Below are 23,904 nucleotides of genomic sequence, written 5' to 3'. Positions count from 1 at the left end.
GGCAGGCTGCCAGCGTCTCAGAACGCCATGTCGAATGCCACCTCGCCCTGCACGCCGACCTGATACGCCGAGACGCGACGCTCGAAGAAGTTGGCCAGCTCCTGCACGTCCTGCAGGTCCATGAAGTCGAACGGGTTCGTCGCACCGTATTTCTTCGGCAGGTCGAGCTGGACGAAGCGCTGGTCGGCGCAGTATTCGAGGTACTGGCGCATGTCCTTCACCGACATGCCGGCCACGCCGCCGGACAGCACGTCTTCGGCGAACTGCGTTTCGCAGGCGATCGCGTCCTCCATCATCTCCTCGATCTGCGCGCGCATCGCGTCGTCGAACAGCTCCGGCTCCTGCGCGCGAACGGTGCGCACCACGTCGAAGGCGAACGCCATGTGGCAGCTCTCGTCGCGGAACACCCAGTTGGTGCCCGCGGCAAGGCCGTGCAGCAGGCCGCGCGAGCGCAGGTAGTAGACGTAGGCGAACGCGGCATAGAAGAACAGACCTTCGATGCAGGCCGCAAAGCAGATCAGGTTGAGCAGGAACTGGCGCCGGTGCTCGCGCGTCTGCAGCCGTTGCAGGCCCTGGATCGAATCGATCCACTTGAAGCAGAACGCGCCCTTCTGCCGGATCGACGGAATCGTCTCGATCGCCGCGAACGCGGCGTTGCGCTCCGTCGGGTCGGGGATGTAGGTGTCGAGCAGGGTCAGGTAGAACTGCACGTGCAGCGCCTCCTCGTACAGCTGGCGCGACAGATACATGCGCGCTTCCGGCGCGTTGATGTGCTGGTACAGGTTCAGCACCAGGTTGTTCGACACGATGGTGTCGCCGGTGGCGAAGAACGCCACCAGGCGCTGGATCAGGTGGCGGTCGGCCGGCGACATCTTCGTGTCGAGGTCGCGCGTGTCCATCGAGAAGTCCACCTCCTCGACGGTCCAGGTGTTCCTGATCGCGTTGCGGTACATCTCGTAGAAGCCGGGGTAGCGCATCGGACGCAGGGTGAGTTCGAAGCCCGGGTCGAGGATGTGGGTGTTGCGAGTGGGTTGGGCGGACATGGTGTGGTTCCTCGGATGTATGGGGTCTGTTCGTCATCCTGGCGCACGCCGGGATCCAGCGACGTTTGCCTCCGCGGTATCGCGGCAGAAGCCGTAGGCGCTGGATTCCAGCTTTCGCCGGAATGACGGGATTGAGGTATCGGGAAAGCGCGGGAATGAGGGAGCGTCAACCGTGTGTCTACCTGCTCGCCAGCCAGCGCAATGGCACGCTCTACGTCGGCGTCACCTCCAACCTGCCAGCGCGCATCTGGCAGCACCGAAGCAACGTGGCCGAGGGTTTCACCGCGCATCATCACGTGCATGTCCTCGTCTGGTTCGAGTTGCACGAGACGATGGAATCCGCGATCACTCGCGAGAAGGCGATCAAGGCCTGGAGGCGGGCATGGAAGGTGGAGCTCATCGAGAAGTCCAATCCGTACTGGCGCGATTTGTACGCGGAGATATGCGGCTGAGCCGCCGCCAAGCTTCATGCCGTCATTCCAGCGAAAGCTGGAATCCAGCGCCTTTACGGTGTACGTGAGAGGCACTGGATCCCGGCTTTCGCCGGGATGACGGGCGAAGGCTACTGGCAGGCCTCGCAGTAGTCGGGGTTCTCCAGCGAACAGAACACCGCGGCATTCGCCTGTGCTTGATCCGGCACCGCCGCCACCGTGGTCTTGGCGATCTTCGTCGCCGGTCGCGAGCGCAGGTAGTAGGTGGTCTTGATGCCGGCCTTCCATGCGTACATGTACATCGAGCTGAGCTGGCCGATGTTCGGGTTTTCCATGAACAGGTTCAGCGACTGGCTCTGGTCGATGTACGCGCCGCGCGCCGCCGCCAGGTCGATCAGGGCCTTCTGCGGCAGTTCCCACACCGTGCGGTAGATCGCGCGCAGGCGTTCGGGGATCGCGGCGATGCCCTGGATCGAACCTTCGGCCAGCTTGATCGCGTCACGGATCTCGGACGTCCACAACCCCAGCGCCTTCAGCTCGTCGGCGAGATGACGGTTCACCTGCAGGAAGTCGCCGGACAGCGTCTCGCGCTTGAACAGGTTGCTGACCTGCGGCTCGATGCATTCGTAGCAGCCGGCGATGGACGCGATGGTGGCGGTGGGGGCGATCGCGATCAGCAGCGAATTGCGCAGGCCGTGCCGCCTGATCTGTTCGCGCAGGGCATGCCAGCGCGTGTCGTCGTGCGGCGTGGCCTGCGGCCAGTGGTCGAACTGCAGCTCGCCTCTGGCCGCGCGGCTCTCGGCGAAGCCGGGATGGGCGCCTTCGACCCGGGCCAGTTCGCACGATTGCGACAGCGCGTGGAAATAGATCTCCTCGGCGATGCGGGTGGACAGGGCCAGCGCCTCGGCGGAGTCGAACGGCAGGCGCAGCTTGAAGAACACGTCCTGCAGGCCCATCACGCCGAGGCCCACCGGCCGCCACTTCATGTTCGCGCTGCGCGCTGTGGCGATCGGGTAGTAGTTGAGGTCGATCACCCGGTTCAACTGGCGCACCGCGGTACGCACGGTGGCGGCGAGCTGGTCGTAATCGAACGCGCCATCGACGACGTGCCGCGCCAGGTTCACCGAGCCGAGGTTGCATACGGCCGTCTCGTTGACCGAGCTGACTTCGAGAATCTCGGTGCACAGGTTGGACAGGTGGATCACGTTTTCGGGTTTGGCCGTCTGGTTGGAGGTGGCGTTGCAGCGATCCTTGAAGGTCATCCAGCCGTTGCCGGTCTGCGCCAGCGTGCGCATCATGCGGGCGTACAGCTCGCGTGCCTTCACGGTTTTCACCGCGAGGCCATCGGCTTCGGCCTTGCGGTAGGCGGCGTCGAACGCCTCGCCCCAGCTGTCGACGAAGTGCGGCACCATCTTCGGATCGAACAGCGACCAGTCGCGGTCGCTCTCGACCCGGCGCATGAATTCGTCGGGGATCCAGTTGGCGATGTTGAGGTTGTGCGCGCGGCGCGCGTCGTCGCCGGTGTTGTCGCGCAGTTCGAGGAAATCCTCGATGTCGGCGTGCCAGGATTCCAGATAGACGCAGGCCGCGCCCTTGCGCTTGCCACCCTGGTTCACAGCGGCCACCGAGGCGTCCAGCGTCTTCAGCCAGGGCAGCAGGCCATTCGAGTGGCCATTGGTGCCGCGGATCAGCGAGCCGCGCGAGCGCACCCGCGAATAGGCCAGGCCGATGCCGCCGGCGAACTTGCTGAGCTTCGCCACGTCGGCGTACTTGTCGTAGATCGACTCCAGCGAATCGACCGGCGAGTCGAGCAGGTAGCACGAGCTTAGCTGCTCGTGCGCGGTGCCGGCATTGAACAGGGTGGGCGAGCTGGCGATGTATTCCAGCGACGACAGCAGGCGGTACAGCTCCAGCGTCTCGCTGATCTCGTTGCCGCCCAGCGCGCAGGCGATGCGCATGAAGAAATGCTGCGGCGTCTCGATCACCAGGCGCGTTTGCGGATGGCGCAGCAGATAACGGTCGTACACCGTGCGCAGGCCGAAGTATTCGAAACGGCGGGTGGCCAGCGGGTCGATCGCGTCGTTGAGCTTGCGCGCATTGGCGGCCACGAAGTCGCGCAGGCGATCGTTGAGGATGCTCAAGCTCGCCCCGCGCGCGATCGACTGCGAGAAACTCTGGATCTCCTGGCCGCTGACCTCCTTGTCGATGTACGCGCCGAGCAGGCGCGCGGCGAGCTGGCCATACTCGGGTTCTTCCGCGGTCAACGCGGCGGCGGTGCGGATCGAGAGCTGATCCAGCTCGGCCGTGGTGGCGCCGTCGTACAGGCCGCCGATGGTCTTCAGGGCAACCCGTAACGGATCGACGCCGTGCAGGCCTTCGGCGCTGCGCGTCACCGCGCGCACGATCTTGTTGACGTCGACGGCCTCCTGGCCGCCGTTGCGCTTGGTCACGTGCATGGACGCCGCGCTGTGCGGCGGGGTCAGCGCGAACGCGGTTTCGTTCTCTTGGGTCGGGGGTGTTTCGGCGCGCGCGACGGCGCGCTCGCGTTCGGCGGTATCGAGGGCTTGCATGGCAGGTGGCTCCGGCTGGACATCAAACGCCTGCTCCCGCGCGCAGGGCCTGATAGCGAAAGACTCCGGAGGCGACGCGCAAGCCGGGCGCCGTGCCGCGACCTGGCTTCACGACGCACTTCCCCGCGGAAGCCGTCACTACGCAGCGGGACACGTTCGTCCCGCTGTGCCGGCAGGTCTTCGGACTTGCGGACGAGGATCAGAGCGATCCGCCTAGTTGCTCCCGCTTCCCAGCCACGGAGGGCCAGTGCATGTGGGGGCGTTCGTTTCCGCTTTACCGCTGCGGGGCAGTTCCGGAGTTACACCGGATTCCCTTTTAAGCCCGATCGATGTCGCATCTGGTCGGGCACCGACGCACACAACATATCGGGTGGCCCGGGCAGGGTCAACCCAACTGCTTGTACATAAGTCCCGTTGCGAACCGAACGCGGCGAGTGCCGGCACGGGCTGTGGCGGCGTTACAGCGCGTCGTGATCCAGCTCGCCGGTGCGGATGCGGATCACCTGCTCCAGCGTGCTGACGAAGATCTTGCCGTCACCGATCTTGCCGGTGCGGGCGGAGGCCTGGATCGCTTCCAGCACGCGGTCGAGCTGGTCATCGGCCACTGCCACTTCCAGCTTGATCTTGGGCAGGAAATCGACCACGTATTCGGCACCGCGGTACAGTTCGGTGTGCCCCTTCTGGCGGCCGAAACCCTTCACCTCGGTGACCGTGACGCCTTGCACGCCAACTTCGGCCAGTGCCTCGCGCACGTCGTCCAGCTTGAACGGCTTGATGATCGCCACGACCAGTTTCATGCACATTCCTCGTTTCGGCAGGGCGGCAGACGCCCGCAGTCCGGCATTTTGCCCGGCCCGCGCGGTGTTGTCGCCTCATGGGTAGCGGTGTAGGACAATTCCTACAGTCTTTGATGGAGCACACCGATGGCGCCTCCCCGTTCCGTTCACCTAGCATTTATCTCGACGAGTTCGAGGCGCTGTCCATGATGGACAAGCAGGATATCGATCAGATTGCCCTGCGGCTTGTGTCGTTGGTACCGCCAGGACTGGCACAGGTGCAGCAGGATTTGCGCACCAACTTCCGGGATGTTCTGGCGCAGGGATTGCGCCGCCTCGACCTGGTCACCCGCGAGGAGTTCGACGTGCAGACCCAGGTGCTTGCCCGCACCCGGGCCAAGGTCGACGAACTGGAACAGCGGGTGGCCGAACTCGAGGCTGCCGTCGCCGCGCGCGACGGCCAGCCGTGACCACCTCCCGGGAGCCGCCTCCGATCCGTCACCCTCACCCCGAGAACGATCGGAGGCGGTTATTTATCCAGCGCTGCTGATGGAGTCGCGCGATGTTTGTGCCAGTCAGCGCGCCTCCGCCATCACTGCGTCACCGACTCCAGGCCGCATGAGTCTCGCCGTCACCCTCAGCCGCGCCCAGGAAGGCATCGCTGCTCCCCAGGTGATGGTCGAAGTGCATCTTTCCGGTGGATTGCCCTGCACCAATATCGTCGGCCTGCCCGAGGCTGCGGTGCGCGAGGCACGCGACCGCGTGCGCGTGGCGATCCAGAACACCGCCTTCGAATACCCCAATCGCCGGGTCACCGTGAACCTGGCGCCGGCCGAGCTGCCCAAGGACGGCGGCCGTTTCGATCTGTCGATCGCACTGGGCATCCTCGCCGCCAGCGGCCAGGTGCCGCGCGAAAAGCTCGATGATTGCGAATTCCTCGGCGAGCTGGCGCTGACCGGCGCGCTGCGCGGCATTTCCGGCGTGCTGCCGGCCCTGCTGCGAGCCCGCGCGCGCGACCGCCGGGTGGTGGTGCCGCGCGAGAACGCCGCCGAGGCCGCGCTGGTGCCCGACGTCGACGTGCGTGTCGCCGAGACCCTGGCCGAAGTCTGTGGCTGGCTGCGGGGTGCCCACGACTTGTCCGCGCCGGTGGGCATTCCCAGCGACGGCGGTGCCCATGACGGACCGGATCTCGCCGACGTGCGCGGACAGTTGCAGGCGCGCCGCGCGCTGGAGATCGCCGCAGTCGGCGGTCATCACCTGCTGCTGGTGGGTCCCCCCGGCACCGGCAAGACCATGCTGGCCGAACGCCTGCCGGGCATCCTGCCGCCGCTGTCCGAATCGGAAGCCCTGGAAACCTGCGCGGTGCTGTCGGTGGCCGGCCAGGTCACCGACCCGGCACGCTGGCGCCGGCGTCCCTTCCGGGCGCCGCACCACACCGCGTCGGCGGTGGCGCTGGTCGGCGGCGGTTCGTTTCCGCGCCCGGGCGAGATTTCGCTGGCGCACAACGGCGTGCTGTTCCTGGACGAGTTGCCCGAATTCAGCCGGCATGTGCTGGAAGTGCTGCGTGAGCCGATGGAGTCGGGTCACATCATGATCTCGCGGGCGGCGCGCCAATCGACCTTTCCGGCCCAGTTCCAGCTGGTCGCGGCGATGAATCCCTGTCCCTGCGGCTACGCCGGCGAACCGCGCTGCCAGTGCACGCCCGACCAGGTGCAGCGTTACCGCGCACGCATCTCCGGGCCGCTGCTGGACCGCATCGACCTGTGCGTGCAGGTGCCGCCGGTGGCGCTGGCCGAACTGGGCACGCCGCGCAACGAGCGCGACGAAAGCTCCGCCACCGTGCGCGCCCGGGTGCTCAGTGCCCGCCGGCAGTCGCTGATGCGCGCGGGCCGGCCGAACGCCGAGATCAGCACGCGTGAACTGGAACGCGACTGCGCGCTGGGCCCGGCGGAACGGCGCTGGTTCGAACAGGCACTGGAGCGGCTGGGCCTCTCTGCGCGTGCTTATCACCGCGTGCTGCGCGTCGCCCGCACGATCGCCGACCTCGACGGCGGCGCCGCCCTGCTCGAACGCGAGCACCTGGCCGAAGCGCTGCAATACCGGCGAATGTAGGGGCTGAGGAGTGAGTGGAGTGGAGTGAGCAGTGAGAGAGAAGCAACGGCGTGCCGTGATACGCCTGCTCTCACTGCTCACTCCACTCCACTCACTCCTGTCCTTCTCCCTCTGGACGCACGCGCCGCTGCATGTTTCGATGACGCCCTGACATTTCCAGGGACTGCGATGACGATCGATCTGGGGCTGATGCTCGCCGGCATGCTGATGATCGGGTTTCTCGCGCAGTGGCTGGCGTGGCGGGTACGGCTACCGGCGATCCTGTTCCTGCTGCTGGCCGGCATCGCGCTCGGGCCGGCCATCGGCGTGCTCGATCCGGACAGGCTGCTGGGCGACCTGCTGTTTCCCACCGTGTCGCTGGCGGTGGCGCTGATCCTGTTCGAGGGCAGCCTGACCCTGCGTTTCCACGAACTGCCCGGCATCGGCAAGGCGGTGCGCGGGCTGGTCAGTTACGGCGCGGTGGCCTCGCTGCTGCTGCTCGCGCTGGCCGCGCATCTGGTTGCCGGATTGGCGTGGCCGATCGCGTTGCTGTTCGGCGCGCTGGGCTGCGTCACCGGCCCCACCGTGATCGCGCCGATGCTGCGCACGCTGCGGCCGAATGCGCGCATCGCCAACACGCTGCGCTGGGAAGGCATCGTGATCGACCCGTTGGGTGCGCTGTTTGCGGTGCTGATCTACGAGGCGATCGTGTCGCGGCAGGAAGGCCACACCATCGGCATCTTCCTGGCCACGATCGGTTGCGGCGTGGGGATCGGCGCACTCGCCGCGTGGCTGATGGCGTTCTTCCTGCGCCGCCAGCTGATCCCCGAATACCTGCAGAACTATGCAGTGCTGGCCGCGGTACTGCTCGCCTTCAGCATCTCCAACACGCTGACCCACGAGTCGGGGCTGCTGGCGGTGACGATCATGGGCATTGCGCTGGGCAACCTGCGCGGGGTGCACATGGACGACATTCTCGATTTCAAGGAAAGCCTCACCACAGTGCTGGTGTCGCTGCTGTTCGTCCTGCTGGCGGCACGGCTGCACTGGCCGCTGCCGGACGGCATGCTGGGCGCCGGCATAGCGCTGTTCGTTATCGCGCAGCTGCTGGTGCGGCCGCTGACCGTGGCGCTCTCGAGTTTCGGCAGCGGCTTGAACTGGCGCGAGCGCGCACTGATCGGCTGGGTAGCGCCGCGCGGCATCGTGGCCGCGTCGGTTTCCGCGCTGTTCGCGTTGCGCCTGGACCAGCTCGGCGTGGCCGGTGCCGAGGCGCTGGTGCCGCTGGTGTTCACCCTGATCATCGGCACGGTGGTGTTGCAGAGCGCCACCGCGCGGCCGCTGGCGATCTGGCTGAAAGTGGCCGAGCCGGAGCCGCGCGGCGTTCTGATCTTCGGCTCGGACCATGTGGCGCGCGCGATCGCCAAGTCGCTGCACGACGCCGGCTTCCGCGTGGTGCTGGCCGACGACGACTGGGACGGTATCCGGCTGGCGCGCATGGACGGACTGACCACATTCTTCGGCAACCCGGCCTCGCCGCATGCCGAGCGCCATCTTGATCTGACCGGCATCGGCCGGCTGCTGGCGGCATCCACCCATCGCGAGCGAAATTCGCTGGCCTGCGTGCGCTACCGCCAGGAGTTCGGTCGCGACAAGGTGTATCGCCTGCGCAACCTCACCCCGCGGGAGAACACCGATCGCGCCGCACTCGCCGGCAGCCTGCTGGCGCCGCCGCTGTTCGACGAGGAGATGACCCACGGCCGCTTCGCGCAGATGCTGGATGAGGGCTGGCGGATCAAGTCGACCCGGCTCAGCGCGACCTTCGACTGGTCGCAATTCATCGAACAGCATGGCTCGAACACGGTCTTGATGTTCGGCGTGGAGGAGAAGGGCGCCTTGCGCGTGGCGTCGACCAAGCGCGAGCTGGAGCCGAAGCCGGGTTGGACCGTGATCGCGCTGGTGCCGCCGGCAGCCGTGTAGGAGCGCACCCTGTGCGCGATGCTCTTGCGTTCACGTGACGAAGAGTTCGCGCACAGGGTGCGCTCCTACGTGGTTTTCACGCGGCCGAGGCCTGCTTGAACTGCGCCTCCTCGGTCGAGCCCTTCAGCGCGGTGGTCGAGGACTGGCCCTGCTGGATCGCCTGGGTCACCGCGTCGAAATAGCCGGTGCCGACTTCGCGCTGGTGCTTCACCGCAGTGAAGCCGCGATCGGCGGCGGCGAACTCCTTCTCCTGTAGTTCGACGAAGGCACTCATCTGGCGGCGCGCGTAGCCGTGGGCGAGGTCGAACATGCCGTAGTTGAGGCTGTGGAAGCCGGCCAGGGTGATGAACTGGAACTTGTAGCCCATCGCACCCAGTTCCTTCTGGAAGCGGGCGATGGTGGCGTCGTCCAGGTTCTTCTTCCAGTTGAAGCTGGGCGAGCAGTTGTAGGCCAGCATCTTGCACGGGAACTTCGCGTGGATCGCCTCGGCGAAGCGCCGCGCATCGTCCAGGTTCGGCTTGCTGGTTTCGCACCAGACCAGGTCCGCGTAGGGCGCGTAGGCCAGGCCGCGACTGATCGCCTGGTCCAGGCCGGGCCTGACCCGGAAGAAGCCCTCGACGGTGCGCTCGCCGGTGAGGAACGGCTTGTCGTTGTCGTCGATGTCGGAGGTGAGCAGGTCGGCGGCGTCGGCATCGGTGCGGGCCACGATCAGGGTCGGCACGCCGGCGACGTCGGCGGCCAGTCGCGCGGCGTTCAACTTGTCGACCGCCTCGCGGGTGGGCACCAGTACCTTGCCGCCCATGTGGCCGCATTTCTTCACGCTGGCCAGCTGGTCCTCGAAATGCACGCCGGCGGCGCCGGCCTCGATCATCGCCTTCATCAGCTCGAACGCGTTGAGCACGCCGCCGAAGCCGGCCTCGGCGTCGGCCACGATCGGCACCAGCCAGTCGATGTCGTGGTTGCCTTCGGCGTGGTGCAACTGGTCCGCGCGCAGCAAGGTGTTGTTGATGCGCTTGACCACCAGCGGCACCGAGTTGGCCGGGTACAGCGACTGGTCGGGATACATCTCGCCGGCCACGTTGGCATCGGCGGCGACCTGCCAGCCGCTGAGGTAGATCGCCTGCAGGCCGGCCTTGACCTGCTGCATCGCCTGGTTGCCGGTGAGTGCGCCGAGCGCGTTGACGAATTCCTCCTGATGCAGCGACTTCCACAGCCGCTCCGCGCCGCGGCGGGCCAGCGAATGCTCGACCGGCACGGTGCCGCGCAGGCGCACCACGTCCTCGGCGGAATAGTTGCGCTGGACGCCGGTCCAGCGGGCATTGTTCTTCCAGTCCAGGCTGATCTGTTCGACGGTAGGCAGGGTGCTCTTCATGGCATGGCTCCGGTGGTGACGTCGCTGCACGGGCGCACCCTGTGCGCAAATGCAGAGGAAGGTGGTGGATCAGGCGAGCTGTTCGTACGCGGGCAGGGTGAGGAAGTCGCCGAGTTCGTCGGCGTGGGTCATGCGGGAGATCAGGGCGGCCGCGGCATCGGCGCGGGCAGCGCCCGGGTGCTGGCTCTGGCGCAGGCGGTGGGTGTGGGCGGCGAGTGCCTGGTCGAACAGGGCGAAGTCGATCGGTGCGTGGTCAGGGAACTCGAGATCGCCGTGATGCAGCCATTGCCACAGTTGCGCACGGGCGATCTCGGCGGTGGCGGCGTCTTCCATCAGGTGATGGATCGGCACGCAGCCCAGGCCGTCCAGCCACGCCGCGGTATAGCGCAGGCACACCTCGACGTTGTTGTCGAAGCCGGCGCGGGTGATGGTGCCGTTGGGTGCGGCGAGCAGCTGCTCGCGGCCGACCTGCACGTCCTGGCGCAGCTTGTCGAGCTGATTTGGCGTGGGCATGTATTCGTCGAAGATCGCCTGCGCCACCGGCACCAGCGCGGGGTGGGCGACCCAGGTGCCGTCGTGGCCGGCCTTGACCTCGCGCAGCTTGTCGGCGCGCACCTTGTCCAGCGCAGCCTCGTTCGCCGCCTCGTCGCCCTTGATCGGGATCTGCGCGGCCATGCCGCCCATCGCGAACGCGCCGCGGCGATGGCAGGTCTTGATCAGCAGTTCGGAATAGCCCTTCAGGAACGGCACGGTCATGCCGACCTGGCCGCGCTCGGGCAGCAGGCGGTCGCGATGGCCGCGCAGGGTTTTCAGGTAGGAAAAGATGTAATCCCAGCGGCCGCAGTTGAGGCCGACGATGCGTCGGCGCAGCGCGTGCAGGATCTCGTCCATCTGGAACGCCGCCGGCAGCGTTTCGATCAGCACGGTCGCTTTCATCGTGCCGCGCGGAAGCTGCAGTTCGGCCTCGGCGGCGCTCATCACGTCTTCCCACAGAGCAGCTTCTTCCATCGCCTCCAGCTTGGGCAGGTAGAAATACGGACCGCGATCGCGCTGGTGCAGGGCGAGCGCGTTGTGGAACACGAACAGGCCGAAGTCGACCAGCGCACCGGAGACCGAGGCGCCGTCCACGCTGAAGAAACGGTCGTGCAGATGCCAGCCGCGCGGGCGCACCACCAGCACGGCGGGGTCGTCGCCGAGCTGGTAAGTCTTGCCTTCGGGCGAACGGAACGCGATGGTGCCGTCGACCGCGTCGCGCAGGTTGACCTGGCCGTCCAACTGGTTGGCGAAGGTCGGCGCGGAGGAATCCTCGAAGTCGGCCATGAACACCTTCGCGCCGGAGTTCAGCGCGTTGATGATCATCTTGCGCTCCACCGGGCCGGTGATCTCCACGCGGCGGTCGCACAGCGCGGCGGGGATTGGCGCGACGCTCCAGTCGGATGCGCGGATCGCCGCCGTGTCGGCGCGGAAATCCGGCAGGGCGCCGGCATCCCAGGTGGCCTGGCGCTGGCGGCGCTCCCGCAGCAGGCGCTGCCGCGAGGCCTCGAAGCGGCGGTGCAGCCGGCCCAGGAAGGCCAGCGCGGCAGGGGTCAGGATGGCCGCGTAGGCGCCGCCGTCGGCGAGGACCTCGGCGGGGCCGGTGTGGAGTTGTTCCTGCGCTGCTGCCATCGTTTCGCTCCGCGTCGTGGATGACTCGAAGCTAGGCCTGCAGCTATCTATTTGACAAAGTGAATGTTTCAATCATTACTATGAGCAAAATCAATATGTGATGCAACAAGCTGAAACTATTTGATGAAAAAGCCCCGTGTTGCGCTGAACAAACCGAAAAAATCGCCTCGCAGCGCAGCAAAAAAGCGCGCTGCCGGCGAACGTGCCGACGAGGCGGGCGGCCGCTTCTACTACAAGGGCAACCGCCACAAGCAGCTGCGTGCCTTCGTCAGCGTGGTGAAGCTGGGTACGCTCACCCGCGCCGCCGAAGCGCTGTACGTGTCGCAACCCACCATCAGCCTGCAGTTGCAGGCGCTGGAACGGGAGCTCGGCGCCACCCTGCTGGAGCGCCGCCGCCGGCGCATCAACCTCACCGACGCAGGTGAGGCGTTGTACGAGCTGGCGCGTCCACTGGTGGAGGGCTGGGACACGCTGGATCGCGATTTCCAGGCGCGGGTGAAGGGCCTGCAGGCCGGCCGGCTGGTGATTGCTGCCGGCACCTCCACCATCCAGTACCTGCTGCCGGAACTGGTGCGCCGCTATCGCGAACGCTTCCCCGCGGTGCAACTGCAGCTGGCCAACGTCACCGGCAAGGACGGCTTGGCCCTGCTGCGTGCCGACGAGGCGGACTTCGCGGTCGGCTCGATGCTGGACGTGCCCAACGACATCGCGTGGGCGCCGGTGCAGCACTATGACCCGATGCTGATCATGCCGTTGGAGCATCCGCTGGCAACGCTCGACCGGGTCGCGCTGGAGGATCTCTCGCCCTACGGACTGATCCTGCCGCCGCAACGCCTGTCCACCTACCGACTGGTCGACTTGGTTTTTCAGCAACGCCAGGTGCCGTACCACGTGGCGATCGAGGTCGGCGGCTGGGACGTGATCAAGGAATACGTGGCGATGGGCATGGGCATCTCCATCGTCACCGGCATCTGCATTACCGACGCCGACCGCGAGCGCCTGGCCGTGCGCAACATGAAGCAGTTCTTCCCGCAGCGCAGCTACGGCGTGGTGATGCGCAAGGGCAAGTTCCTCAGCGCTGAGGCCCGCGCCTTCATCGACCTGATCCGCCCCGGACTGCTGACCCATCGCGAGCACGACGACCCGGGGCATTCGCAGCGGTGATGTCCGAACCTGCTCTGCGAACATCGTGCCCTGCGTGAGGGATTTCAAACGTCGCGATGCTTGCCCTGGAACGGCGCATACCATTCGCGCAGGCGCTGCATGGTCGCGTCCATGTCGGTGCCGGCGTCGAACAGCGGGCCGAGCTGGATGGTCTTGTCGGGGTAGTGGAACGCGACCGGAAAGATCGGCACGCCGGCATCGTGGGCGATGTGCCAGAAGCCGCTCTTCCAGCGCGTCACCGGCTTGCGCGTGCCTTCCGGGGCGATGCCCAGCCACAGTTTCTCGCGCTGGCGGAACTGGTCGATCATCTGTTCGACCACGCCCTTGGCCGCGCCGCGGTCGATGGGGACGCCGCCCAGGCGACGCAGCAGCCCGCCCAGCGGGCCGCGAAACAATTCCTGCTTGCCCATGAAGTGCACGTCGGCGCCGATCGCCACCTTGATCAGCAGCCCCCACACGCCGTCCCACCACGAGGAATGCGGCGCGGCGATCAGCACCAGTTTGGAGGCGTCGGGAAATTCGCCGGTGAGGGTCCAGCCGCACAGGCGCAACACGCCGCGACAGATGCGCCGGCGCCAACCGTCGCGCAGCTTCGGCATGTGGGCAGGCAACTGGGCTGGAGTGAAGACGCGACGCTTCATTCGAACTCCGGTTTGCGCGAGCGCGTCTGCTTGATCCTGCCGCGCTGCTGCTTGCCGGCCAGGCGGCGTTCCTTCGAGGCGCGGGTCGGTCTGGTGGCCACGCGCCGTTTCGGTGGCAGCAACACGCCGCGGATCAGCTCGGCCAGCCGCTCACGCACGTCGTCGCGGTTGCGTGCCTGGTCGCGAAAGCGCCGACCCTGGATCACCAGCACCCCTTCGGCGGTGAGCCTGCGATCGCGCCGGGCCAGCAGCCGCGTGCGCACCTCCTCCGGCAGCGACGGCGAACCCGCCACATCGAAGCGCAACTCCACCGCACTCTCGGTGCGGTTCACATGCTGCCCGCCGGGGCCGTCGGCGCGCAGGAAGCGCTCGATCAGTTCGGAGTCGGGCAGGGCGAGGGTGCGGCTGATGGTCAGCATGGGGGAAGTTTAGGGGAGAAGCGGGGGAGCGAGTGGAGAGGAGTGAAGAGAGAGAGCGAAGGCAAGCCGTGCCGCGGCGTCTCTCTCATTCCTCACCCCTCTCCACCCACGCCTGCTGCAAGGCGCCAGCCGAAGCGATCAAGCAACCCGGCATACGCGTCATCCAGCGGCGCCTCCAGTTGCATCGGCGTGCCACTCACCGGATGCGCGAAAGAAATCCGCCATGCGTGCAGCAGCATGCGGTGGCAACCGAAGTGCTGCTTGTACAGCCGGTTGTGGTCGCCGCGGCCGTGCTGGCAGTCGCCGATCACCGGGTGGTGGATGTGCGCGAGGTGCTTGCGGATCTGGCGGAAGCGGCCGCTCTCGGGTTCCGCCAGCAGCAGCGCATAGCGTTGTTGCGGATAGCGACCGAGTGCGATCGGCACCTCGGTCGTGGCCAGTCGCCGGTAATGCGTGCGCGCTTCGCGGCGCGGGCCGGTCTCGCGCGAGCCGGGCAGGGCATAGTCGATCACGCCTTCGGCCGGCTCCGGCCAGCCGCGCACCACGACGAGATACTGCTTGTGCACGGTGCGCTGCATGAACTGTTCGCCCAGCGCCGAGGCCACCTCCTTGCTGCGCGCCACCAGCAGCACCCCGCTGGTGGCGCGGTCGAGCCGATGCGCCAGGTACACGTTGTCGCCGACCTGCTCACGCAGCAGGTCGATCAGGAATTCGTCGGCCGGTCCCACGAACTTCGACCGATGCACGGCCAGGTTCGCGGGCTTGTTCACCGCGATCAGCGCGTCGTCCTGATGCAGAATCTCGATCATCGTGGTTCGTTGAGGGAGTGTGCGACAGCGATGCAGGGCGGGCACTGCCCGCCAGCTCCTGCGCGAGGCGGCGGGCATTGCCCGCCCTACGCGGTCATCGCGGGCGTGGCCAGCCGATCGCGAAAACGAGCAATCCTGCGAAGCCGGCGCCCAGCGGCGGCCAGATGCCGTGTTGCGGGGCCAGCGTCCACAACAGGGCGGCGCCGATCAGCAACGTGCTGCCGAGCAAGCTGCAGGCCAGTGTCCTGTGTTGGCGGCGTGCATTGTCCAGCGCGAGCTTGAGGGTCACGGAATCGGCCAGCTCGCGTCGTTCGCCGCGGCCGATCTCCCGCAGCGCATCGCGCACCAGTTCGGGGAACTCCGGCGCGTGGTGCAGCCATTCGGGCAGCCGCTTGCGCACGTCGCGCAGGGTGCGCAGCGGGCTGTAGCGTTGGCGCAGGATGCGCTTGAGCACCGGATGCGCCACTGCCCAGATGTCGATCTCCGGATCGAGCATGCGGCCCACGCCCTCGATGTTGAGCAGGGTCTTCTGCAGCAGGATCAGCTGCGGCTGCAGGGTCAGCTCGAAGCGACGCGCGGTCTGGAACAGCTTGACCACCAGTTCCGCCAGCGAGATCTGCGACAGCGGCCGGGTGAAGTACGGCTCGCACACGGTACGCACCGCCGCCTCCAGCTCGTCCAGCCGCACTGTTGACGGCATCCAGCCGGCGGCCACGTGCAATTGCGCGATGCGCGCATAGTCACGCTCGAACAGCGCGATGAAGTTCTGCGCCAGCCAGTACTGGTCGGCCTCCGGCAGCGAGCCCATGATGCCGAAGTCCAGCGCGATGAAGCGCGGCTCGTCGAGGCGTGACGGATCCACCCAGATGTTGCCGGGGTGGGCATCGGCGTGGAAGAAGTTATCGCGGAACACCTGTTCGTAGAACACCCGCACGCCCTTGGCGGCCAGGGCCTTGCGATCGAGGCCGGCCGCATCGATGGCGGCGATGTCGTCCGAGCTGATACCGTGCACGCGTTCCAGCGTGAGTACGCGGGCGCTGGTCAGTTCCCAGTGCACTTCGGGTACGTACAGGTCCACGCCGCTGGCGAAATTGCGCTTGAGCAGGCTGGCGCTGGCGCCTTCGCGCTGCAGGTCGAGTTCGTTTTCCAGCATCTTCTCGACTTCGGCGACCACGTCGAGCGGACGGATCTTGTCGGCGTTCGGGTGCCAGCGCCGGGCCAGCTCGCCCAGCGAGCGCAGCAACTTCACGTCGCGGGCGATCTGCGCATCGATGCCGGGGCGCAGCACCTTCACCACCACCTCGCGGCCGTCGGCCAGGGTGGCGGCATGCACCTGGGCGATCGAGGCCGAGGCCAGCGGCGTCTCGTCGAAACGGGCGTATAGACGTCCAATCGGAAGTCTCAATTCCTGCTCGACGATGGCACGCGCCTCGCTGCCGGGGAACGGTGCGACCTGGTCCTGCAGCAACGACAGTTCGTCAGCGATGTCGGCCGGCACGAGGTCGCGGCGGGTGGACAGCACCTGGCCGGCCTTGACGAAGATCGGCCCCAGCTCGGTCAGCGCCCGCCGCAGGCGCTCGCCGCGCGACAGGCTGGCCACGTTGGGGCGCGGCCGCGCCAGCAGCAGCCGCAGCAGTTTCAGCGGCCGGAACAGGTGCGCGGCGTCGACCAGTTCGTCCAGCCGCCACGCCAGCAGCACCGAGGCCACCCGCAGCAGGCGCGGCACCACGCGCAGCGGCGTCACGCGGCGTCGCCCTGCAGTTGCCGGGCCAGCCGCTGCACGCGTGCGGCCAACCGCTCGCTGTGCTCGCGCAGGCTGTCCACTTCGTCGAGAAAGCTGTCGACTTCGCCCGGCGCCAGCGCCACGCGGGCCTCGTCGCGCACCCAGTCGGCGGCATCCTCGGTGAGGTGGGCGCCGGATTCGCGGGCATGGGCGAGGCCCTTGCGCACGGCCCTGGCCAGCGGCACGCCGAGCACGTCGCCGAAGCTGCGCGCGAAGGCCTCCTCGAAATCCGGGGCGAACTTGCCGGCCAGTTTCTCCAGCCGGCGCGCCAGCTCGGCGTCGCCGGCGATCTCCACCTTGCCCGGCGCGATGCCGTCGTCGTCGCGGCGCAGCAGCATCGCCAGCAGGCTGCCGGGCGTGGCGGCCACCTTCAGCTGGCTGCCGTCGTGCGGCGGGCCGACTTTCAGTCGCGCATCGTCGACCGTGATGGCCAGCGCCAGCTCCGGCCCGCGCAGATGCAACTGCACGCTGTGTCCCTCCAGCACGGCCAGCCGCTGTTGCGTGTCGGGATCGAGCGAGAGCGTATGGTTGAGCGCGGTTTCCAGCGCGCGCCCGGCGAGCTTGCGCAGCGGCTGCGGCATCCAGGCATTGGGGGTGGCGGCGTTCATCCGCCAATTGTAGCCGTGCGGGCCGCGATCTACGGGGTTCGGGCGGCGCCGGCAAAACCGAGTTGGCGCCAGGCTTCATAGACGGCCACGGCGACGGTGTTCGACAGGTTCAGGCTGCGGCTGTCCGGACACATCGGCAGGCGCAGGCGCTGCGCCGTCGGAATGGACTCCAGCACCTCGCCTGGCAGGCCGGCGGTTTCGCAGCCGAACAGCAGCGCATCTCCGTCGGCGTAGTGGACGTCGACGTGGGCCACGCTGCCGCGGGTGGTGAAGGCGAACACGCGCGGCGCGTCGAGCGCGGCGAGGCAGGCCGGCAGGTCGTCGTGCACCGCGACGCGGGCGTATTCGTGGTAGTCCAGTCCGGCGCGGCGCAGGCGGGCATCATCCAGCTCGAAACCCAGCGGGCGCACCAGGTGCAGCGTGGCGCCGGTGTTCGCGCAAAGGCGAATCACGTTGCCGGTGTTGGGAGGAATCTCGGGGCGATGCAGGATGACGTGGAGCATCCGTGCATTATCGCCCGCGTCATGCTCAGCCGGCCACGCGCGGGCAGATCACGCCGTCCGGCGGCAGCGCGCAGCTGCTCGGTGTCGCGAGCAGTTGCGCACCGATGCCGTTCTCGTGGGCCAGTTGCACCGGCATGGTTGTCGAGGTGGTCACCATGGCGGCAAGAATGAGGCTGCACACCAGCAAGCTGGCAATGAACAGTCCGTGCAGCATGAAAGTCTCGAATTTCACGATTACATCTCCAATGCGTGAGTAGGGCCTTGCTGCCCTATTGAGGCAATCCTCGTGCCACGTCCTTATATGCTGGCAACATGTTGATTTTTCAAGATTTGAGTGCCGCCTTCGGCGTTCGGAAGGTTGTCCGCGGACACTTGTCCGGTTGCCGCCGGACAGCCGGCCGCCGCGTCGTCTCGTGCATGCCGGCTGTGCCACCTGTCATTTGCGGTGCCCGGAGGCGCCGGTTAGCCTGCTTCGACCATTCGCGCAAAACAGGAGGTTCACCGTGAAAAAAACGCCGCTTGCCCTGCTCGTATCCGGCCTGCTCACGTTCGGAGTCGCCGCGCCGACGCTGCTGGCCGTGCCCGCGGTGCACGCGGCCGAGGCCACCGCTGCAGCGACGCAGCAGATCCCCGACCTGGCCTATTCCCGCTTCGTGTTGCCCAACGGCCTGACCGTGCTGGTGCATGAAGACCACAAGGCGCCGGTGGTGGCGGTGAGCGTGTGGTATCACGTCGGCTCCTCCTACGAGCCCAAGGGCAAGACCGGCTTCGCGCACCTGTTCGAGCACCTGATGTTCCAGGGTTCGGAGAATCACCAGGACGAGTTCTTCAAGCCGTTCGAGCTGGCCGGTGCCACCGACCAGAACGGCACCACCTGGCTCGACCGCACCAACTATTTCGAGACCGTGCCGACCACCGCGCTGGACATGGCGCTGTGGATGGAATCCGACCGCATGGGCCACCTGCTGGGCGCGATCGGCCAGCCGCAGCTCGACGAGCAGCGCGGCGTGGTGCAGAACGAAAAGCGCCAGGGCGAAAACCAGCCCTACGGCCGCGCCAGCGAACTGATCCAGGCCGAGGCGTTCCCGGCCAACCATCCCTACCACCACGACACCATCGGCTCGATGGCGGATTTGAACGCCGCCTCGCTGGGCGACGTCAAGCAGTGGTTCCGCGACTACTACGGCGCGGCCAACACGGTGGTGGTGCTGGCCGGCGACATCACGCCGGCGGTGGCCAAGGAAAAGATGCTGAAGTACTTCGGCGACATCGCCGCCGGTCCGCAGCTGCCCCGGCCGCAGCCGTGGATCGCCGCGCGCGACAAGTCCACCCGCGGCACGATGACCGACAACGTGGCGCAGACGCGCATCTACCGCGAATGGAACGTGCCGCCGCGCGGCAGCCATGACGAGAACCTGCTGGAGCTGGCCGCCGCCGTACTCGGCGGCAGCAAGACCTCGCGGCTGTACCAGCGCCTGGTCTACCAGGACAAGCTGGCCGACAGCGTCTCCGTCTACGTCGAGCAGCATTCACTGGCCAGCCTGTTCCAGCTGCAGGTCGATGTGAAGAAGGGCGCGGACCCGGCCAGGGTCGAGGCCGCGATCGCCGACGAATGGCGGAAGTTCCTCAAGGACGGCCCCACCGCCGACGAGCTGGCGCGGGTCAAGACCGAAACCCGCGCCTCCTTCGTGCGCGGACTGGAGCGCGTCAACACGCAGGCCTCGATCCTCGCCCAGGGCCAGCTGTACCACGGCGATCCGGGGCAGTACCTGAAAGACTTCAGCACCCTGATGGCGGCCACGCCGGCCAGCGTCAAGGCGGTGGCCGCCAAGTGGATCGCCCGGGGCGACTACACCCTGACCGTGGTGCCGGGCAAGGTCGAGGACACCGACATGGCCACCGTGGCCGGCCGCGCCGCCGCGTCCGGCGCGCCGGCGCCGGTGCTCACGCCCAAGGGCGATTACAAGACCGTGGCCAGCGACGTCGATCGCAGCAAGGGCGTGCCCGAAGTGGCCAGCTTCCCCGACCTCGCCTTCCCGACCCTGCAGCACGGCAAGCTCGACAATGGCGTCGAGGTGGTCCTGGCCGAACGCCACGGCGTGCCGGCGGTGCAGATGCAGTTGCTGTTCGACGCCGGTTACGCCGCCGACCAGGGCCGCAAGCTGGGCACCTCCAGCTTCACCATGTCGATGCTCGATGAGGGCACCAGGGACCTCGATTCGGTCGAGATCGCCAAGCGCAAGCAGCGCCTGGGCGCGATCATCGCCAGCGGTTGCGGGCTGGACTACTGCAATGCCTCGCTGAACGCGCTGGACGACCAGCTCAAGCCTTCGCTCGACCTGTTTGCCGACATCGTGCGCAACCCGGCGTTCCGCGACGCCGACGTCAGCCGCCTGCGCGGCCAGTGGCTGGCCGGCATCGCCCAGGAGAAGAGCCAACCCACCGGCATCGCGCTGCGCACCCTGCCGCCGCTGCTGTACGGCAAGGGTCACGCCTACGCGATCCCGTTCACCGGCTCGGGCACCGAAGATTCGATCAAGTCGCTGACCGACGCCGACATGCGCCGGTTCATGACCGACTACATCCGCCCGGACAACATGAAGATCCTGGTGGCCGGCGACACCACGATGGCGAAGATCATCCCGCAGTTGAACGCGGTGTTCGGCAACTGGAAGGCGCCGGCGAGCAAGGTGCCGGCCAAGAACATCGGCAAGGTCGCGCCGCCGAAAGACGTGCGCGTATTCCTGGTCAATCGCCCCGGGGCGCAGCAGAGCCTGATCCTCGCCGGCAGCCTGGCGCCGTCGACCGAGGCGCCCAACAACCTGCAGATCCAGACCATGAACGGCGCCTTCGGCGGCAGCTTCACCTCGCGCCTCAACATGAACCTGCGCGAGGACAAGCACTGGGCCTATGGTGCCTTCAGCTTCCTGCAGAACGCGGTGGGGCAGCGCCCGTTCATGCTCTACGCGCCGGTGCAGACCGACAAGACCGCGGCGTCGGTCAGCGAGATGCTGAAGGAAGCGCGCGGGGTGATCGGCGACAAGCCGCTGACCGCGCAGGAGATCAGCAAGATCAAGGTCGGCGACGTGCGCAGCATGCCGGGCCAGTACCAGACCACCCAGGCGGTGATGGGCGCCATGCAGGGCATCGCCCTGTACAACCGCCCGGACGACTACGTGCAGACCCTGAAGTCGCGCATCGAAGCGCAGAGCGATGCGTCGGTGGAGGCCGCGGCGAAGGAGATCATCCACCCGGATCAGCTGACCTGGGTGATCGTCGGTGACCTGGCCAGGATCGAGTCGCCGATCCGCGCGCTGAAGCTCGGCTCGGTCGAGGTGCTCGACGCCGACGGCAAGCCGGTGGCGGCCAAGTCGACGAAGTGAGTCGCGCTGCCGCGCCGGCTGAACCGGCGCGGCAACCGGCGGATGGACCGAGGGACGCCGGCGCGCCGGCGCGTTACGATGGCGGCCGGATCAACCTGGTCCGACCTCTTTCATGTCCTCAAGACCTGCCGCGGAGTCACCCATGCGCAAGACCCTGTTGTTGCTCGTCCCCGTCCTGTTGCTCGGCGCCTGCAGCTGGGGCATCACCCTGGATCCGGCCGGCAAGAACGTGCGCACCGCCTGGTCCGGCGACGTTTCCAGTTGCCGCGAACTGGGCAAGGTCACCGTCTCGGTGATGAACCGCGTCGGCCCGGTCGACCGCAACGACATCAAGGTGCGCGACGAACTGGAAGTGCTCGCCCGCAACGAGGCGGCCAAGATGAACGCCGACACCATCAAGCCGCTGGCCGAACCGGCCGACGGCTCGCAGCCGTGGGGCGCGTACCAGTGCGGCAGCACGACGCTCAAGCCGGCCGGCCAGCCGGCCGCGGCGCGCTCGGCCCAGGGCGAGGTGCAGACCTTCCCGATCAAGGGCCATTGAGCGTGGTGGACCACAGGCGCGTGATGGAACGCGCCTACGCCTGCCTGCACGAGTCGGGCCGCCGATGAACCGTCTGATCGGCGCGCCGCGTCGCCTGGCGCGACGCATCTTGCCGTTTCGACGCGCCACCCGCGTGGCGCTGGACGAGCTGCCCGCGTTCGCCGTGCCGGCCGCGTCGATCGCCACGCTGGCGGATGCCGCCGCGTTCCGGCGAACCCTGCTGGAGCTGATCGCCGCGGCGACCCGGCGCATCGTGATCGTGACCCTGTACCTGCAGGACGACGACGGCGGGCGCGAGGTGCTCGACGCCTTGTACGCGGCGAAGGCGCGCCGGCCGGAGCTGCAGGTTTCGGTGTTCGTCGACTGGCATCGGGCGCAACGCGGCCTGATCGGCAAGCAGAAGAGCGAAGGCAACGCCGGCATGTACCGCGAGTACGCCGAGCGCCTCGGCCCGGGCGTCGAGATCTACGGCGTGCCGGTGCAGAACCGCGAGCTGTTCGGCGTGCTGCACCTGAAGGGTTTCGTGATCGACGACGCGGTGCTCTACAGCGGTGCCAGCCTCAACGACGTCTACCTGGCGCGGCACCGACGCTACCGGCTCGACCGCTATCACCTGCTGCGCCATGCGCCGCTGGCCGATTCGATGGCCGCCTTCGTGCAGCGCGAGCTGGCCGACAGCGCCGCGGTGCGCCGACTGGACTTGCCCGGGGTGCCGCGCACGCGGAACCTGCAGCCGCAGATTCGCCTGCTGCGCGAGCAACTGCAGCACGCGCGCTACGAGGTGTCGGCGACGGAGCCCGGGCCCGGCGAGGTGGCGGTGACCCCGTTGCTGGGTTTCGGTCGCGACAACCAGCTCGATGCGGTGCTGCTGGCACTGCTGCGCGGCGCGCGGCAACGGGTGATCCTGCTCACCCCGTACTTCAACCTGCCGCGCCCGGTGCGCGCCGTGCTCGGCCAGCTGCTGCGGCGCGGCTGCCGCATCGACATCATGGTCGGCGACAAGACCGCCAACGATTTCTACATCCCGCCGGAGCAGCCGTTCCGCACCATCGGCCTGCTGCCCTACCTGTACGAGCACAACCTGCGCCGCTTCGCGCGCACGCATCGCGCGCAGATCGAGGCCGGCCAGCTGCGGCTGCACCTGTGGCGCGATGGCGACAACAGCTACCACCTGAAAGGACTGTTCATGGATGACGACGTGGCCGTGCTGACCGGCCACAACCTCAACCCGCGTGCCTGGTCGCTGGACCTGGAAAATGGCCTGCTGCTGCGTGACCCGACGAAACGGTTGCACGCGCAGCACCAGGCGGAATGGGCGGCACTGCGTCGGCATGCCGTGCAGCTGGCCGATTACCGCGCGCTGGAAAGCCCGCGCCGGTACCCGCCCGAAGTGCGTCGGCTGCTGCGCCGCCTGAATCGCACGCAACTCGCCCGTCTGGTCAATCGCCTGTTGTAGGGCGGGCACGACCCGCCGCCCCTGCTGGACCGGTCGCGTTGGAAAAGCCGGCGGGCGGTGCCCGCCCTACAGGTTCGCGGTCAGGCGGCTCAGGCGCATGTCCAGCCAGTTGGCGACGTTGCCCCATTCCTCGGCGAGGATGCTGAAGCAGACCGTGTCGCGCAGGCTGCCGTCGGTGCGGCGCCGGTGCGCGCGCAGCACGCCTTCGCGTTGCGCGCCGAGGCGCTCGATCGCGCGCTGCGAATCCTCGTTCAGCACGTCGGTGTGGAAGGCCACCGCCGCGCAGCCCAGGGTCTCGAACGCGTGCTCCAGCAGCAAGCGCTTGCAGGCGGTGTTGAGGTGACTCTTCTGCCAGCGCTTGGCGTACCAGGTGTAGCCGATGGCCAGGCGCGGCACGGCGGCGTCGATCTCGTAATAGCGCGTGCTGCCGACGATGTCGCCGCTGCGCGCCTCGCGCACGGCGAACGGCAGCATGTGGCCCTCAGCCTGGCCTTGCAGCGCCTTCTCGACATAGCTGCGGGCCTGGCCCGGCGGCGGCACGCTGGTGACGGCGAGGTTCCACAGCTCGCCGTCGGCGGCGGCGGTTTCCAGCGCGGGCGCATGTTCCGGCGTCAGCGGTTCCAGCGCGACGTACTCGTCGTGCAGGTCAATCGGGGCGAACAGGGTCATGGG

21 protein-coding genes and 1 riboswitch are annotated in these 23,904 nt (G+C 67.6%); of the genes, 8 read left to right on the top strand and 13 right to left on the bottom strand.

Going from position 1 to position 23,904, the window contains the following annotated elements; all coding sequences use genetic code 11:
- Nucleotides 1-17: 17 nt before the first annotated feature.
- Entirely contained in the window at nt 18-1,043 is a 1,026-nt protein-coding gene (locus tag B1991_RS13545; RefSeq protein WP_136259208.1) for a ribonucleotide-diphosphate reductase subunit beta, read from the bottom strand.
- A 155-nt stretch (nt 1,044-1,198) separates the two neighbouring features.
- On the opposite strand from B1991_RS13545, the gene B1991_RS13540 reads away from it, so the two are divergent.
- Complete coding sequence (locus B1991_RS13540; protein ID WP_136259207.1) at nt 1,199-1,495, top strand: GIY-YIG nuclease family protein; 297 nt, start codon at nt 1,199-1,201, stop codon at nt 1,493-1,495.
- Nucleotides 1,496-1,605: 110 nt separating this feature from the next.
- Here B1991_RS13540 and B1991_RS13535 read toward each other — a convergent pair whose 3' ends face one another.
- Together B1991_RS13535 and glnK are read right to left on the bottom strand one after the other, a co-directional pair.
- Entirely contained in the window at nt 1,606-4,044 is a 2,439-nt protein-coding gene (locus B1991_RS13535) for a ribonucleoside-diphosphate reductase subunit alpha (protein ID WP_136259206.1), read from the bottom strand.
- A gap of 154 nt (nt 4,045-4,198) precedes the next feature.
- Nucleotides 4,199-4,413, bottom strand: a riboswitch (cobalamin riboswitch).
- Between the two features lie 89 nt (nt 4,414-4,502).
- Nucleotides 4,503-4,841 (bottom strand): P-II family nitrogen regulator, encoded by a 339-nt coding sequence (gene glnK / locus B1991_RS13530; RefSeq protein ID WP_136259205.1) that lies wholly within the window; start codon nt 4,839-4,841, stop codon nt 4,503-4,505.
- Between the two features lie 185 nt (nt 4,842-5,026).
- Here glnK and ubiK point away from each other — a divergent pair, with 185 nt between their 5' ends.
- The 3 genes from ubiK (at nt 5,027) to B1991_RS13515 (ending at nt 8,888) form a co-directional block, all read left to right on the top strand.
- Nucleotides 5,027-5,290: a ubiquinone biosynthesis accessory factor UbiK gene (ubiK, locus tag B1991_RS13525; protein WP_136259215.1), complete on the top strand. Its 264-nt coding sequence runs from the start codon at nt 5,027-5,029 to the stop codon at nt 5,288-5,290.
- 148 nt (nt 5,291-5,438) lie between these two features.
- Nucleotides 5,439-6,932 carry a YifB family Mg chelatase-like AAA ATPase gene (locus B1991_RS13520; protein WP_136259204.1) on the top strand — a complete coding sequence of 498 codons (1,494 nt, stop codon included), beginning with the start codon at nt 5,439-5,441 and terminating at the stop codon, nt 6,930-6,932.
- Nucleotides 6,933-7,100: 168 nt separating this feature from the next.
- On the top strand, nt 7,101-8,888 hold the full coding sequence (locus B1991_RS13515; protein WP_136259203.1) for a cation:proton antiporter: 1,788 nt from the start codon (nt 7,101-7,103) through the stop codon (nt 8,886-8,888).
- 76 nt (nt 8,889-8,964) lie between these two features.
- Here the strand turns inward: B1991_RS13515 and aceA are convergent, their stop codons facing one another.
- Together aceA and aceB are read right to left on the bottom strand one after the other, a co-directional pair.
- Nucleotides 8,965-10,260 carry an isocitrate lyase gene (aceA, locus tag B1991_RS13510; protein WP_136259202.1) on the bottom strand — a complete coding sequence of 432 codons (1,296 nt, stop codon included), beginning with the start codon at nt 10,258-10,260 and terminating at the stop codon, nt 8,965-8,967.
- Between the two features lie 69 nt (nt 10,261-10,329).
- Nucleotides 10,330-11,925, bottom strand: a complete 1,596-nt coding sequence (gene aceB, locus B1991_RS13505) for a malate synthase A (protein ID WP_136259201.1) — start codon at nt 11,923-11,925, stop codon at nt 10,330-10,332.
- Between the two features lie 123 nt (nt 11,926-12,048).
- Here aceB and B1991_RS13500 point away from each other — a divergent pair, with 123 nt between their 5' ends.
- On the top strand, nt 12,049-13,089 hold the full coding sequence (locus B1991_RS13500; protein ID WP_136259200.1) for a LysR family transcriptional regulator: 1,041 nt from the start codon (nt 12,049-12,051) through the stop codon (nt 13,087-13,089).
- Between the two features lie 44 nt (nt 13,090-13,133).
- Here the strand turns inward: B1991_RS13500 and B1991_RS13495 are convergent, their stop codons facing one another.
- The 7 genes from B1991_RS13495 to B1991_RS13465 form a co-directional block, all read right to left on the bottom strand.
- The gene (locus tag B1991_RS13495) at nt 13,134-13,730 is read right to left on the bottom strand and encodes a 1-acyl-sn-glycerol-3-phosphate acyltransferase (RefSeq protein WP_136259199.1); all 597 of its coding nucleotides are present in this window, start codon (nt 13,728-13,730) and stop codon (nt 13,134-13,136) included.
- A complete protein-coding gene (gene arfB, locus B1991_RS13490; protein WP_136259198.1) occupies nt 13,727-14,149 on the bottom strand; it encodes an alternative ribosome rescue aminoacyl-tRNA hydrolase ArfB in 423 nt (140 codons plus the stop codon). The genes B1991_RS13495 and arfB overlap by 4 nt, the downstream gene beginning before the upstream one ends.
- Before the next feature lie 92 nt (nt 14,150-14,241).
- The gene (locus tag B1991_RS13485) at nt 14,242-14,958 is read right to left on the bottom strand and encodes a pseudouridine synthase (protein WP_136259197.1); all 717 of its coding nucleotides are present in this window, start codon (nt 14,956-14,958) and stop codon (nt 14,242-14,244) included.
- A 94-nt stretch (nt 14,959-15,052) separates the two neighbouring features.
- On the bottom strand, nt 15,053-16,693 hold the full coding sequence (gene ubiB, locus B1991_RS13480; protein WP_425466695.1) for a ubiquinone biosynthesis regulatory protein kinase UbiB: 1,641 nt from the start codon (nt 16,691-16,693) through the stop codon (nt 15,053-15,055).
- A gap of 5 nt (nt 16,694-16,698) precedes the next feature.
- On the bottom strand, nt 16,699-17,349 hold the full coding sequence (locus B1991_RS13475) for a ubiquinone biosynthesis accessory factor UbiJ (RefSeq protein WP_136259195.1): 651 nt from the start codon (nt 17,347-17,349) through the stop codon (nt 16,699-16,701).
- A 29-nt stretch (nt 17,350-17,378) separates the two neighbouring features.
- Nucleotides 17,379-17,852, bottom strand: a complete 474-nt coding sequence (gene trmL / locus B1991_RS13470) for a tRNA (uridine(34)/cytosine(34)/5-carboxymethylaminomethyluridine(34)-2'-O)-methyltransferase TrmL (RefSeq protein WP_136259194.1) — start codon at nt 17,850-17,852, stop codon at nt 17,379-17,381.
- Nucleotides 17,853-17,877: 25 nt separating this feature from the next.
- On the bottom strand, nt 17,878-18,084 hold the full coding sequence (locus B1991_RS13465; RefSeq protein ID WP_136259193.1) for a hypothetical protein: 207 nt from the start codon (nt 18,082-18,084) through the stop codon (nt 17,878-17,880).
- A gap of 271 nt (nt 18,085-18,355) precedes the next feature.
- Here B1991_RS13465 and B1991_RS13460 point away from each other — a divergent pair, with 271 nt between their 5' ends.
- The 3 genes from B1991_RS13460 (at nt 18,356) to pssA (ending at nt 23,232) form a co-directional block, all read left to right on the top strand.
- Nucleotides 18,356-21,235 carry a M16 family metallopeptidase gene (locus B1991_RS13460; protein WP_136259192.1) on the top strand — a complete coding sequence of 960 codons (2,880 nt, stop codon included), beginning with the start codon at nt 18,356-18,358 and terminating at the stop codon, nt 21,233-21,235.
- Between the two features lie 142 nt (nt 21,236-21,377).
- Nucleotides 21,378-21,776 carry a DUF4156 domain-containing protein gene (locus B1991_RS13455; protein ID WP_136259191.1) on the top strand — a complete coding sequence of 133 codons (399 nt, stop codon included), beginning with the start codon at nt 21,378-21,380 and terminating at the stop codon, nt 21,774-21,776.
- A 64-nt stretch (nt 21,777-21,840) separates the two neighbouring features.
- Nucleotides 21,841-23,232 carry a CDP-diacylglycerol--serine O-phosphatidyltransferase gene (gene pssA, locus B1991_RS13450; RefSeq protein ID WP_136259190.1) on the top strand — a complete coding sequence of 464 codons (1,392 nt, stop codon included), beginning with the start codon at nt 21,841-21,843 and terminating at the stop codon, nt 23,230-23,232.
- A 66-nt stretch (nt 23,233-23,298) separates the two neighbouring features.
- On the opposite strand, the gene B1991_RS13445 is transcribed toward pssA, so the two are convergent.
- Nucleotides 23,299-23,901 carry a GNAT family N-acetyltransferase gene (locus tag B1991_RS13445; protein WP_136259189.1) on the bottom strand — a complete coding sequence of 201 codons (603 nt, stop codon included), beginning with the start codon at nt 23,899-23,901 and terminating at the stop codon, nt 23,299-23,301.
- Nucleotides 23,902-23,904: the final 3 nt, after the last annotated feature.

It is taken from the genome of Rhodanobacter lindaniclasticus (assembly GCF_004799035.1).
Classification (GTDB): Bacteria; Pseudomonadota; Gammaproteobacteria; order Xanthomonadales; family Rhodanobacteraceae; genus Rhodanobacter; species Rhodanobacter lindaniclasticus.
This window is presented reverse-complemented; position numbering and strand designations above follow the sequence as displayed.